Raw genomic sequence first — 13218 nt, forward strand, 5'->3', positions numbered from 1 at the left:
GCGAGATTCGAACTCGCCCTGGCCACGTGGGCGTGGTCAGGATCCAGCGTCGAGTGGACTTTCGGAGGCAGGACTAGATGTCCTGCCGGAGAAAGGCCGGCGACTGGCGAAGCCAGACGCAGTTCGAATCAGTCCGGGTGGGTCGCCGAGACCGTCGGAGCCTGTCGGCGAGATTCGAACTCGCGCTGGCCACGCGGGCGTGGCCAGGATCCAGCGTCGAGTGGGATCGTGGAGACACGACTCTCCGCCTGACCCAGCCCTTCAGCCCGGATCGGATTCCCCGGAAGGTGGCTCCGATCCGGCCATGGGCACCCGGGACGACCCCCGCATGTGGAACTTCAGCAGGAAGGCCTTCTTGTCCCGCTGGTACTCCGCGGGGTCGTAGTCCGGCATCGCGGCCAGGCACCACTCCGCGTATTGATGGATGGGCATGACGGGCTTGGCGGGGTTGCCGCTGGCCAGGACATCCGGGGGGATGTTCCGCGTCACGACGGATCCCGCGGCGATCACGGAGTTGGGGCCGATGGTCACGCCGGGGAGGATGATGGCCCGCTGGCCGATCACGCAGTTGTCCAGCACGTTGATCCGGCCGTACTTGATGACCTTCTTGTAGCGCTCCTGGTCGCGGAAGACGTGGGTGCCACCGTCATGCGTGAGAAAGCAGACTTCCGCGGCCATGGCCACATGGTGCCCGATGGTGATCAGGTAGGGCTCTGATCCGAAGTCCGGAAGCCCTCCCAGCTTGCAATCGTCCGGGAGGGTCAGACCGGCCCTCCGGAGCTGCCAGAGCCGGAGGCGATTGTAGATTTTCCGCGCGGAACTGACGATGAACATTGACCCCCCTGCGGGCGCCCCGGATCGCGGAGAAGGCACGATCGGCGCGAGGCTTGCGGTTTGACGCCCCCTCCAAGATTTGGAGGGGGAAGGGACTGGCACATTCACGGGTACGATATATACAGGAACCGTTTTTTCAATAGTCATATCCATTGAATGGCTGTAAAACAAGCATACATTCTGTGGATGCTGGTGCCAGGAATGAATTGCCTCAAGCATCCCAATCCATGACACCGAAGGAAGGAGAAAGACCATGGTTGCGGACTCCAATACCGTTGCCCCCGAGCTCCGCGAGTTCATCTCGCGGAACTTCCTGTTCAGCGACCAGGGCTTCAAGTACGGGGATGACGCCTCCTTCCTCCGGGAGGGCATCATCGATTCGCTGGGGGTCATGGAGCTGGTGACCTTCGTGGAGAAGCAGTACGGCATCGCGGTGGCCGACCACGAGCTCCTGCCCAGCAACTTCGATTCCGTGAGTCGGCTGAGCTCGTTCATCACCAGCAAGCTGGCGGGCCATTCATGAGGGGTTCCGGGTGCTTGTCCATGAATTCCTGACCCGCTCGGCCGCCCGCTTCCCGCAGAAGGTCGCCCTGGTGTGCGATGGCCGGCGGCTGACCTACGCGGAGCTGGACGACATGACGGACCGGCTCGGGAATGCCCTTGTCCAGGGGGGCGTGGGTCGTGGCGACCGGGTCGCCCTCCACCTGCCCAACTCCGTGGAGGCCGTGGTCGGGATCTTCGCCGCGCTGAAGGCGGGCGGGACCTTCGTGTGCATCAACGCCTCCACCAAGGCGGAGAAGCTGGCCTACATCCTGAACGATTGCCGTGCCAAGGCGCTGCTGATGCAGGAGCGGACCGGAGGCTGGGACGTCCCCTCCCTCTCCCTCGGCATTCTCTGCGGCGCGCAGGAGACGCCTGCGGATCCGCGCCTGCGGCGCTTCGAGGAGATCCTGGCGGAAGCCCCGGCGACCCCTCTGCCGCTCCGCAACATCGACCTGGACCTGGCCTGCCTGGTCTACACCTCGGGCAGCACGGGCGAGCCCAAGGGCGTGATGTGCGATCACAGCAACGTGGATTTCGCCAGCACCGCCATCATGACCTACCTTGAGAACCGGGCGGAGGACGTCATCCTCAGCGCCCTGCCCCTGTCCTTCGACTACGGCCTGTACCAGCTCCTGATGGCGTTCAAGATGGGCGGGACGCTGGTGCTGGAGCGGTCCTTCATGTACCCGACCGTGATCCTCCAGCAGATCCAGGAGGAGCGCCCCACGGGATTCCCCGGGGTTCCCACCATCTTCGCGATGCTGGTCCAGAAGGACCTCCGCGCCTACGACACCTCCAGCCTCCGCTACCTCACCAACACGGCGGCCTCGCTGCCGCCCAGCCGGATCCTCGAGCTGCAGGCCGCCTTTCCGGGCGTGGCGCTCTATTCGATGTACGGCCTCACCGAGACCAAGCGCACCCTCTACCTGCCCCCCGACCAGCTCGCCATCCGGCCCGGCTCCGTCGGCATCCCCATTCCCGGCACCGAGGCCTGGATCGAGGACGAATCCGGGCGGCGCCTGGGACCGGGCAAGACGGGCGAGCTGGTGGTGCGCGGCCGGCACGTGATGCGCGGCTACTGGGAGGCCCCGGAGGCGACGGCCCACCGGTTCCGCCCGGGCCCCATCCCGGGCGAGCGGCTCTGCTACTCCGGGGACCTGTTCCGCCAGGATGCCGAAGGGTACTTCTACTTCCTCAGCCGGAAGGACGACATCATCAAGAGCCGCGGGGAGAAGGTCGCGCCCAAGGAAGTGGAGAACGTCCTCCACATGCTCCCCGGCGTCACGGCCGTGGTGGTGGGCGTTCCCGACCCCACGGCCGGAGAGGTCGTGAAGGCCTTCGTCGTGGCCAACGGGACGCCGCTGACGGAAGCCCAGGTGATCGCCCATTGCCGGGCGCACCTGGAAGATTTCATGGTTCCGAAATACGTCGAATTCAGGACCGATCTGCCCATGACCTCCTCCGGGAAGATCAGCCGGCTCGGACTGCGATAGGGGCGCCAATGTGCGGCATCGTGGGCATCTGCGCGCTCAACGGGGGACCCCCGGCCGAGACTTCGACCCTGCGCCGCATGCTGGGCATGATCCGCCACCGGGGCCCGGATCAGTTCGGGATCTACGTGGATGACCACGCGGCCATGGGCAACGCGCGGCTCAGCATCATCGACCTGAGCACCGGCCAGCAGCCCATCTCCAACGAGGACGGCACCCTCTGGATCGTATTCAACGGGGAGATCTTCAACCACCCGGAGCTACGCCAGGAGCTGGAGCGGCGGGGACACCGGTTCGCCACGGCCTGCGACACGGAAACGGTCCTTCACGCCTACGAGGAGTACGGCCCGGGCTGCCTGGCGAAGTTCAACGGCCAGTTCGCCATCGCCATCTGGGACACGCGGAACCGCGCCCTGTTCCTGGCCCGGGACCGGCTGGGCGTGCGTCCCCTGTTCTACACCTTCGCCGACGGCCGCCTGGTGTTCGGCTCCGAGATCAAGGCGATCCTGGCCGCCCCCGGCGTGGCGGCCGCCGTGGATCCCCTGGCGCTGGACCAGATCTTCACGTTCTGGAGCCCTCTCTCGCCGCGCTCCTTCTTCCAGGGGATCGAGGAGGTCCCGCCGGGCCACTTCCTGCGGCTGCGGGAAGGCCGCGTCGCCCTGGAGCCCTACTGGCAGCTGACCTTCCCGGAAGGACGCCCGGAACCCATGCATTCCCGGGACGAGTACGCCGCCGAACTGCGGGAGCTCCTCATCGATGCCACGCGCATCCGGCTGCGGGCGGACGTGCCCGTGGGCGCCTACCTGAGCGGAGGACTGGATTCCTCCACCATCACCGCGATCATCCGCCACCACACGGCGAGTCCGCTGGAGACCTTCTCGATCTCGTTCTCGGACGCGGGCTATGACGAAAGCGGGTTCCAGACCCGGATGGCCCGGCACCTGGGCACCGATCACCACGTGGTCCACGCCTCCGACGCCGACATCGGGAAGGTGTTCCCGGAGGTGGTCTGGCACGCCGAGACCCCGCTTCTCAGGACCTCTCCAGCGCCGATGTTCCTCCTGTCCGGGCTGGTCCGGGAGAAGGGGTTCAAGGTGGTCCTCACGGGCGAGGGGGCCGATGAATTCCTGGCGGGCTACGACCTGTTCAAGGAAGCCAAGATCCGCCGGTTCTGGGCAGCCCAGCCCGACTCCAAGCTCCGTCCGGCCCTGTTCAGCCGGATCTACCCCTGGATCTCGGGGCTGACCCAGGGCGGGTCGGCCTATGCCACGGCCTTCTTCGGGTTGGGCTTGGAGGAGACCGCCTCCTCCAGCTATTCCCACAGCCTCCGCTGGCGCACCACCAGCCGGGTCAAGCGCTTCTTCAGCGACGACATGGCGGATCGGATCCGCGCCGCCGGCTCCGGAAATCACCTCGATCCCGCCTTCCCCGAGGGCTTCGACGGCTGGGACCCCCTGCACCGGGCCCAGTACCTGGAGATCTCGATCTTCCTGTCCCAGTACCTGCTGTCGTCCCAGAGCGACCGGGTGGCCATGGGCCACTCGGTGGAGGGGCGGTTCCCCTTCCTGGACCATCGCGTGGTCGATTTCTGCAGCCGGCTTCCCCCGGATCTGAAGCTCCATGGCCTCAAGGAGAAGTACCTGCTGAAGGAGATCAGCCGCGAGTGGCTTCCCGCGGAGATCACCGATCGGCCCAAGCAGCCCTACCGTGCGCCGATCCATCGCGCCTTCTTCAACGACTCGCCTCCGGACTACCTCGAGGAGCTGCTCTCGCCCTCCGCCATCCGCGCCTCGGGCTTCTTCAATCCCGTGGCCGTGGACCATCTGATCGCCAAGGCCCGGCGGGGCCAGGGCCTGGGCGAGACCGACGACATGGCCCTGGCCGGCATCATCTCCACCCAGCTTGTGGACGCGCAGTTCCTGTCCGGATTCGTACCTTCCCCTCCCCTGGACGATGGCGACGACGTGAAGGTCGTGATCGGCCGAGGCGTCTGCCCCTGAGGAATGCCCATGCCCATGAACCCGCGAGTCCTGGATATCGATGCCGCTGCCGAGACGGATCGGATCGTGCAATGGCTGAGGGAGAACATGCGGGGCCTCCACCGCATGGGCGCCGTGCTCGGCATCAGCGGGGGGATCGATTCCTCCGTCTGCCTGGCGCTCTGCGTCAAGGCGTTCGGGCCCGAGCGGGTGGTGCCTCTCCTGCTGCCCGAGAAGGACTCAGATCCCGCCTCCGAGGATCTGGCGCGGATGCTGGCGGCGCACTATGGCGTCACGCCCGTGCTGGAGGTCATTACGCCGGCCCTGGACGGCTATGCCTGCTACCAGCGGCGGGATGAGGCCATCGCGCGGGTCTTCCCCGAGTACGACGCCAGCGCCGGCTACAAGGCGAAGATCGTCCTGCCCCCCGGGCTTCTGGACCAGGGCACGCTGAACGTCTTCTCCCTGACGATCATCACCCCCGGGGGCGAGGAGAAGAGCGCACGGCTGCGCCCCGCGGAGCTGGCCCAGATCGTGGCCGCGTCCAATTTCAAGCAGCGCACCCGCACCGCGATGCTCTACTACCATGCCGAGCTCAGGAACTACGCGGTCATCGGGACGCCCAACAAGAACGAGCACGATCAGGGATTCTTCGTGAAATACGGCGATGGCGGCGTGGACCTGATGCCCATCGTCCACCTCTACAAGACGCAGGTGTACCAGCTCGCCCGCCACCTGGATGTCCCCGAGGTCATCCAAAAACGCACGCCGACCTCGGATACATACAGCGCCCCCTCGACCCAGGAGGAGTTCTTCTTCCGCATCCCGTTCAGGATCATGGACCTGCTCTGGTACGCCCTGGAGAACCAGGTCTCCGTGGAGGAGACGGCCGCGGCCCTGGACATGACGTCCGACCAGGTGCGGCGCGCCTTCGACGACTTCACCCAGAAGAAGCGGTCGACGTACTACCTGCGGACCCCTCCCCTGGACATGACCTCCCTCGGGACGCCGGCCTTCGCGGGTGGCTGATTCCGCTCCCGCCTCCTTGGAGGGCTCCCATGACCTCGATGCCCGGACTCCCGCCCCCGAAGCCTGCCCTGGCGTGGACCAGGAGGGGCTTCCTTACCGTCGCGGCGCTCCTCCTCCTGGCCTGTTCTCCCGGGGCGGGAACCTCCGGAGCCGCCCAATCCAAGGAGCGCGCCGTGCCGCACGAACCCGCCTCAAGAATCCTCTTCCTGCACCACAGCACCGGCGAGGCCATCTGGGAGGCTGGCCTGCCCCAGTTCTTCCAGACCTGGAACGCGAACCACGGCACCCGCTACGCCATCACCGAGATGACGTATCCGATGGCCAACGGCGGGCATACCTGGCTGGACCGGATGCTCCCCACGCGGGTGTTCCGGCGCCTGGTGCACGACCGCTACCCCTGGGAGAACAACCCCTATGACTACTGGAACCTGTGGGTGGCCCATGCCGGGACCGCGAGAGACCGGCAGGAGCCCAACCTGGATGACCTCGCCGCCTCCCACGACGTCATCGTCTTCAAGCACTGCTTCCCCATCAGCCGGGTCCTGCCCGAGGACGGGGTTCCCAGCGTGGCCTCCCCGAAGAAGACTCTCGCCAATTACCGCCTGCAGTACGAGGCTCTCAAGACCCGCATGCACCAGTTCCCTCGCACCACCTTCATCGTGTGGACCGGTCCGGCGCTGACGGAGGCCTCCACCACCCCCGAAGAAGCGGAGCGGGCCCGACAGTTCGCCACCTGGGTGAAGGAGACCTGGGACGAGAAGGGCGACAACATCTTCGTGTGGGACTTCCGCGAGCTGGAGACGGGGGGAGGGCTGTACCTGAAGCCGGCCCACGCCGACGGGCCCACCAATGCCCATCCCTCCCGGGCCTTCGCGACGAAGGCCGCTCCGCTCCTGGGGCGGCGCATCGTGGATGTCCTCGAGGGGCGGGGAGACCAGTCCAGCCTGACCGGAGGCTGAGGTCCGCCACCCGCGACGACAGAAAGCATCTGGCATGGCCAGGGAGGAACCGATGAAAGACGACAAGACAAGCGAAAGCGCCAGCTCCGCGAACCCCGCAGGGGACCAGACCCCCGCCGCCCTGCTTGCGGCCGGCCATCACCGCTTTCTGGGGGTCGACCTGCTGGTGGGGGAGGATGTCCTGGTCCCCCGGGAGGAGACGGAGATCCTGGGACGGGAAGTCCTGGCCCTCCTCCGCGCTCAGTCGGTCGAGGCACCGGAGCGGGAGCTGCGGATGATCGACATGGGCTGCGGGGCGGGGAATCTGGCGTGCGTTGCGGCGCTGGGGGTGCCCTCCGTGAGGGCGTGGGCCGCGGACATCTCGGATGCCTGTGTCCGCCTGACTCGGGCGAACGTGGCCCGCCTTGGCCTGGAAGACCGGGTCGTGGTCACCCAGGGGGATCTCTTCGCGGCCCTCGCGGGCGAAGGCCTGGAAGGCACCATGGACCTGGTGGTGATGAACCCGCCCTACATTCCTTCCCATGTGCTGGAGGCCACCCTGGCCGGCCTGCTTGAGCATGAACCGAGGGCGGCCTTCGACGGCGGCCCGTACGGGATCACGATCTTCACGCGGCTCCTGCAGGAGGCGCCGGCCTTCCTGAAACCAGGGGGGCACCTCCTGTTCGAGTTCGGGTTGGGACAGGCCAAGATGGTGCAGGCGCTGGCGGAGCGGAACCGGCGCCACTCCACCATCCGGTTCGTCTCGGATGCCCAGGGCCATCCGCGGGTGGCCGTCCTCGGGCTGTAGCCCTCACCAGATGGGCGCCGCCTCCAAGGTTCGCACCACCAGCTGCCGGGCCGCCGCGGCGATGGCGTCGGCTTGGGGCGCGAAGGCCTGCTCCAGGGGGTAGCTGGAGGGGGCCGGGGCGTCGGGGCCCGTGAGGCGGACAATGGGAGCCTTGAGGGCCTCGAAGGCCTGCTCGGCGATCAGGGCCGCCACCTCGGCGCCCACGCCGCAGAGGCGGCTGGCCTCGTGGACGAGGACGGCACGGCCCGTCTTCCGCACCGAGGCGAGGATGGTGGCCTCGTCCAGGGGCTTGAGGGTGCGCAGGTCCACCACCTCGGCGGAGACACCCTCGGCCGCCAGTGCCTCGGCGGCGGCCAGGCAGGTGTGGACGGTCTTGGCGTAGGAGATGAGGGTGACGTCCGAGCCTTCGCGGCGGATGGCGGCCTTCCCGAGGGGGACGACCTCGTCGGCCTCCGGCACCTCGCCGGGCGCGAAGGCCAGGCCGATGTCCATGAAGAAGAGCACGGGGTTCTCGTCGCGGATGGCGGCCTTTATCAGGCCCTTGGCGTCCGCAGGCGTGGCGGGCATCACCACCTTGAGGCCCGGGGCGTGGACGAACCAGGCCTCCAGGTTGTGGTTGTGCTGAGCGCCCACGCCCCAGCCGCCGCCGGTCATGGCCAGCGCGACCATGGGGAAGGAGAACTGGCCGCCGGACATGTAGCGCAGCTTACCGGCGCTGTTCACCAGCTCGTCCATGGCGAAGCAGAGGAAGGGCGCGAAGAGCAGGTCCACCACCGGGCGCAGGCCCGTGGCGGCGGCCCCGGCGGCGGTGCCGGCGATGATGCCCTCGGCCAGGGGTGTGTTGCGCACACGCTGGGGCCCGAAAGCCTTGAGCAGGCCCTTGCGCTTGGTGGCGGTGCCCTCGCCGAACATGAGCACGCGGGAGTCGCGGGCCATCTCCTCATGGAGGGCGGCTTCGACGGCATCGTGGAAGGTCATTTGATTCATCTGGGTCATGGTTCGGCTCCTCAGGCGTAGACGCCGGTGGCGAGGTCGGCGGGATCGGGATAGGGCGAGGCGGCGGCGAAGGCGGCGGCGTCCTCGATGGCGAGGCGGGCCTGGGCGTGGAGGGTCTCGAGGCCGTCCGTCGTGAGCTCGCCGGTCTCCAGGAGGCGGGCCTCCAGGCGGGCGATAGGATCCTTGGCCATCCAGGCCTCGATCTCCCCAGGATCCACATAGGACTGGTCGTGGGGCTCCATGTGGCCGCGCTGGCGGTAGGTCCAGGCCTCCAGCAGGAAGGGCCGGCGCGTCTCGCGCACCTGGGCGGCGGCGTGCAGGGCGGCCTTGCGCACGGCCTCCACGTCGTTGCCGTCCACGGTGAGGCTGTCGATGCCGTAGGGGGCGGCCCAGGGGGCCACGTGGTCGCCCACCATGGTCTCCTTGCGATGCACGAAGGCCTGCCACTGGTTGTTCTCGCAGACATAGAGCACGGGCAGATTCCACACGGAGGCCAGGTTCAGGGACTCGTGGAAGATGCCTTCGCAGGCCGCGCCGTCACCGAAGAAGCAGACGACGATGCCCTCGCCGCCCAGCATGGCCCGCGACAGGGCCACGCCCGGGGTCAGGGACAGCTCGCCGCCCACGATGGTGGAGGTGAGCACCACGCCCAGTTCCTTCACGGAGATGTGCAGGGTGCCGCTGCGGCCCTGGCAGTAGCCCGTGCTGCGGCCCATGACCTCGGCCAGCATGCGGCCGGGATCGGCGCCCCGGGCCAGCAGGTGGCCGGCGCTGCGGTGGTTGGTGAGGATCTGGTCCTCGGGGCGCAGGGCCGAGACCACGCCCACGGCGGCGGCCTCCTGGCCCACGGAGGTGCAGACATTGGGGAAGGGGCCCGCGGCGTGGAAGGCCACGATCTTCTCCTCGTAGGCCCGGATGCGCAGCATGGCCGCGAGCAGGTCCAGGTGGGTGGGCGCAGGAACAGGTACAGGTGTGGAAGGGGTCATGGGACCTCGCGTCGGAAAGGGGTTCTGGGGGTCAGTGGGACGGGGCGAAGGGGACGTCGGCGATCCAGCGGCGAAGGTGGTCCACCGCGGCCTGGTCCACGCGCACGGTGCCCAGGGGGGGCATCTGGGCGATGGGATCTCGGCTGCCCATGCGGTGCAGCAGGACGCTGCGCTCCGGGTGGCCGGGGCTGAGGATGCGGCTCTCCGGCTGGCCCGGCACGGGGAAGCTGCCGGGGGCCAGGGCCGTGCGGAGGGCGTGGGCGGGGCGCAGGTCCAGGTCCAGGCCCGGGATGGGCCGGTCCGCCCGGTGGCAGCTGGCGCAGTTGGCCTGGAGGTAACCCAGGGCCGCGCGGGTGGCGGGATCGCCCGCGATGCGGGGCGGCCGCGTGAGGAGGTCCGGCCGGGCGCCCCGGAGGAGGCCCCGGGCCACCAGGTCCTTCAGGGTGATCAGGCCGGGCCGGAGGGGCTCGCCGTGGAGGGCGCCGGGATCGCGGTCCGGCGAGAGCTGGAGGGCCGTGAAGCCCAGGACCTCCACCTGCTCCTGGCCGTGGCAGTCGCGGCAGTCCGTCCTCGAGGGGATGGCGTGGCGCAGGCCCGGGGCCACCTCGGCGGCGTCCGGCAGACCGCCCTCGGGCACCAGGACCGCGTCGGTCTGGGCCTCGTTCCAGGCGTAGCTGGCGAAGACCCAGGTGGCGGACCCGGTCTTCCAGAGCAGGCGCGTCTCCACCTTGCGGCCCCCGAAGGCGAACTCCTTCCAGGCCTTGGTGCCCACGGGAAACACCCAGCCGCCTTCGTCGCGGCCGTCGATGGCCGCGGGCAAATGGATCCACCGGGCCTTGGCCGCGCCGTCGGTCCACAGCGGGTACTGGGGGGCGTAGGCCAGGTTCCGGGCTGCCACCACGCCCGGAGCGGCGTAGAGGCCGGTCTGGGAGAGCAGGCGGGGCGGGGCTGGGGCCTTCGCGGCCCCCGACAGGGCGCCGAGGGCCAGGAGGGCCGGAAGGAGGGGGCGCACGGCAGGGCTCAGGTTCAGTGCATGGGGATGGGCGTGGGCGCGGGCGCCTCGGGGGCGGGCACCTTGTTCTTCACGGCCGGGATGGACTGCAGGTAGGCGAAGATGGCCTTCAGGTCGGCCTCGTTGACTTTCTGGAGGTTCTGGATGGGCATGGGCGGCAGGATGGCGCGGCCCTGGCCCAGGTGGCGGGCGGAGCGGACCATCCGGAGGAACTGGGCCTCGGTCCAGCTGCCCAGGCCCGTCTCCTTGTCCGGCGTCAGGTTGGCGGCATAGCTCACGCCCCAGGGACCGCTGAAGGCCGTCATGGTCAGGGAGCCTGCCCAGCCCCAGGGGGCCTCGGTCAGCTTCGGGGCCGGGGGCATCTTCAGGCCTTCGGGGTGGCCGGAGAGCATGCGCGTCATGTCCGGCTCGGGGCCCTTGGGGCCCATCTTCAGGGGCGTGTGGCAGTCGTGGCAACCCGCGATGGTGACCAGGTAGCCCCCATGCTGGATCTGCTTGGTCTGGGCGGGAGTGGCAGCCTGGGCCAAGGTAAGGCCCAGGAGGGCGTAGGGGAGGGCGCGAAGCAGGGTCATGGATCACCTCATCAGGGAAGGGGTCGGGTCGAATCCCGATGAGGTGTTTATCGCACTCTCGAGCGATTGTTTATAGGTTTTTTCCACCCTTAAGAAAGAATTAGCAAGGCTTTAAGAAGGTTTTAAGAAAAGCAGGTCCGGGTCAGGCGCCGGCGTCCATGTCCTCCAGCTCCAGGGGCCGGTCCACCCGCAGCCGGAAGCGGCCGCGGCCCGTCTTCTCCATCTGGACGCAGGCCCCGCGCTCCGCCAGACGGCGGTGCAGGAGAACCAGGCGGGCCTCCAGGTTGTCGCTCTGGTCCGGCAGGCGCACCCGCGGGTCCGCCCGCAGCTCGCGGTTGCTGAACTGGGTGCGGCCCAGGGCCAGGTGGTCCTGGAGGAGCGTCCACAGGATGTTCCCCGCCACGCCCTTGATGAGGTAGTCATCCCCCATGAAGACGCTGTCGTTGGCGGCGTAGTGGCGCACCCGCAGGGGAGGCCCCTCGGGCCGGGTTTCCCGGGCGGCGCCGGGCTGGGCCTCGTCGCCCAGTTCGAGCTCGGCCAGGAAGAGACGGAAGAGGCCGCCCACCTGGGTGGCCAGGGCCACCAGGGCATCCTCATCCGCGTGGGTGAAGCGCATCTCCGTGGGGCTCTCCACAAAGAGCACGCCCAGAGGCTCGTGGGCTCCGGGGATGGGCACGGCCAGCTGGCTGCCAGGGGCCGCCAGGCCGGGGAAGGGGATCTCGGTCTCCAGCCGGTCGCCCATGCCCTGCCGCTCGGCCCCCTCCCGCATGGCGAGGCCGTAGGCGTACTCGGAGGTGACGTGGGAGATGCGGATGGGCGTCCGCTCCCGGGCGGCCACGCCGATGACGCCGTCGCCCACCGGGATCTCCGAGCCCACGCCCGAGGTCGCGTACCCCCGGCTGGCCACGGTGTAGAGCCGGTCGCGCCGGGGATCCAGCATCATCACCAGGGCCTGCTCGATGGCGAAGTGGGCCTGGAGGCCGTCCAGCAGCGCATCCAGGAGGGACTCGGCATCGGGGCTGGTGGGCAGCCGCTCCATGCAGGTGCGCAGGGCCAGGAGGGGATCCACGGCGGGGGACGGGGCGGGCAGCGTGCTCCCCGGCACCACCTCCGCCCCTTCGATGCGGTAGATGTCGGAGCCCAGCAGGCGGAATACGCCGCTCATGCCGGTGTGGGACGCGATGCCCGCCAGCTTGGCCTTCATGGACTCGAAGACGGGGCCCCGGGTCTCCGTGCGTTCATAGACGAGGTGGAGCCGGTACTGCTGGGCGGTCTGCGGGTGGATGAGGCCCAGGGTGACCCGAGGGTTCGCGAGGAGGTTCTGATGGGTGCGGTTGAAGAACTGGTAGGAGAGGGCCACGTGTCCCTCGTCGAGGTACTGGCCCTGGGACATGTAGGCCACATTGGGGGTGCCGTCCGCGGCGCAGGTGGAGACCACGCCGGGGATGACCCCATCCAGACAGTCGCGGAGGGCACGGACGGGGATCATACGGCCCCCGGCGTCAGGGGTGGGGTCGGGATCAAGGACGGGATCAGGGCCGGGGCCAGCGGTGTGCCGGCCTGGGCCCCCGGCGTCGCGTTGAAGAGGACCGAGGGCGTGAAGGCCACGGCCACCAGGGCCTCGTCAGGACAATCGAGCAGGGTCCGGACCATGGCTTCCGTGAAGCCCAGGAAGACCAGCGACTGGGCGAAGGCCGCGCGGTAGGCCGTGACGCAGGCGAGATCGCCGTCGGCCAGGGGCTCGATTCGCGCGTCCTGCCCCTTGACCTGGATGGTGCGGTGCGTGGAGGGTTCGCTGAAAACCACGGCCAGGGCCCCGCTCCGCCCGGCGTCCCGGACGAGATCCACGGCCTGGGGCCCGGCGAAGAACAGCCGGAGGCGGCCCGCGGCCGAATCCACGCGGCAGCCGAAGGCGCGGCAGAGGCTGGGGACGCCCGCCGCGCTCGCCGAACCCGCGTTGATGGAGACGCCCCCCGTGACGAAGCGGGTCAGTTCGGGACCGAGGATGAGGGAGGGATGGGTCGGCATGGG

Annotated in this window: 13 protein-coding genes; 6 read left to right on the forward strand and 7 right to left on the reverse strand. The window is 68.9% G+C overall.

The window, feature by feature from the left end:
* Positions 1–261: 261 nt before the first annotated feature.
* A complete protein-coding gene (locus tag MLE64_RS14290) occupies positions 262–834 on the reverse strand; it encodes an acyltransferase (RefSeq protein WP_243318696.1) in 573 nt (190 codons plus the stop codon).
* A gap of 253 nt (positions 835–1087) precedes the next feature.
* Here MLE64_RS14290 and MLE64_RS14295 point away from each other — a divergent pair, with 253 nt between their 5' ends.
* From MLE64_RS14295 to MLE64_RS14320, 6 genes are all read left to right on the forward strand, one after another.
* Entirely contained in the window at positions 1088–1357 is a 270-nt protein-coding gene (locus tag MLE64_RS14295; protein ID WP_243318697.1) for an acyl carrier protein, read from the forward strand.
* 10 nt (positions 1358–1367) lie between these two features.
* Positions 1368–2870 carry a class I adenylate-forming enzyme family protein gene (locus MLE64_RS14300; RefSeq protein ID WP_243318699.1) on the forward strand — a complete coding sequence of 501 codons (1503 nt, stop codon included), beginning with the start codon at positions 1368–1370 and terminating at the stop codon, positions 2868–2870.
* A gap of 8 nt (positions 2871–2878) precedes the next feature.
* A complete protein-coding gene (gene asnB, locus MLE64_RS14305) occupies positions 2879–4867 on the forward strand; it encodes an asparagine synthase (glutamine-hydrolyzing) (protein WP_243318701.1) in 1989 nt (662 codons plus the stop codon).
* 9 nt (positions 4868–4876) lie between these two features.
* Positions 4877–5875 (forward strand): NAD(+) synthase, encoded by a 999-nt coding sequence (nadE, locus tag MLE64_RS14310; RefSeq protein ID WP_243318703.1) that lies wholly within the window; start codon positions 4877–4879, stop codon positions 5873–5875.
* 173 nt (positions 5876–6048) lie between these two features.
* Positions 6049–6834 (forward strand): hypothetical protein, encoded by a 786-nt coding sequence (locus tag MLE64_RS14315; protein ID WP_243318704.1) that lies wholly within the window; start codon positions 6049–6051, stop codon positions 6832–6834.
* A gap of 52 nt (positions 6835–6886) precedes the next feature.
* Positions 6887–7621 (forward strand): N5-glutamine methyltransferase family protein, encoded by a 735-nt coding sequence (locus MLE64_RS14320; protein WP_243318706.1) that lies wholly within the window; start codon positions 6887–6889, stop codon positions 7619–7621.
* Between the two features lie 3 nt (positions 7622–7624).
* On the opposite strand, the gene MLE64_RS14325 is transcribed toward MLE64_RS14320, so the two are convergent.
* The 6 genes from MLE64_RS14325 to MLE64_RS14350 form a co-directional block, all read right to left on the reverse strand.
* Entirely contained in the window at positions 7625–8608 is a 984-nt protein-coding gene (locus MLE64_RS14325; RefSeq protein ID WP_423748263.1) for an alpha-ketoacid dehydrogenase subunit beta, read from the reverse strand.
* Between the two features lie 20 nt (positions 8609–8628).
* Positions 8629–9603, reverse strand: coding sequence for a thiamine pyrophosphate-dependent dehydrogenase E1 component subunit alpha (locus tag MLE64_RS14330; RefSeq protein WP_243318710.1), 975 nt, complete (start codon positions 9601–9603; stop codon positions 8629–8631).
* 31 nt (positions 9604–9634) lie between these two features.
* Positions 9635–10615, reverse strand: a complete 981-nt coding sequence (locus tag MLE64_RS14335) for a c-type cytochrome domain-containing protein (protein WP_243318712.1) — start codon at positions 10613–10615, stop codon at positions 9635–9637.
* A gap of 14 nt (positions 10616–10629) precedes the next feature.
* The gene (locus MLE64_RS14340; protein ID WP_243318714.1) at positions 10630–11187 is read right to left on the reverse strand and encodes a hypothetical protein; all 558 of its coding nucleotides are present in this window, start codon (positions 11185–11187) and stop codon (positions 10630–10632) included.
* Positions 11188–11329: 142 nt separating this feature from the next.
* Positions 11330–12676, reverse strand: coding sequence for a GAF domain-containing protein (locus MLE64_RS14345; RefSeq protein WP_243318715.1), 1347 nt, complete (start codon positions 12674–12676; stop codon positions 11330–11332).
* Positions 12673–13215 (reverse strand): hypothetical protein, encoded by a 543-nt coding sequence (locus tag MLE64_RS14350; RefSeq protein WP_243318717.1) that lies wholly within the window; start codon positions 13213–13215, stop codon positions 12673–12675. The genes MLE64_RS14345 and MLE64_RS14350 overlap by 4 nt, the downstream gene beginning before the upstream one ends.
* Between the last annotated feature and the right edge of the window lie 3 nt (positions 13216–13218).

This window comes from Geothrix paludis (assembly GCF_022808815.1).
Classification (GTDB): Bacteria; Acidobacteriota; Holophagae; order Holophagales; family Holophagaceae; genus Geothrix; species Geothrix paludis.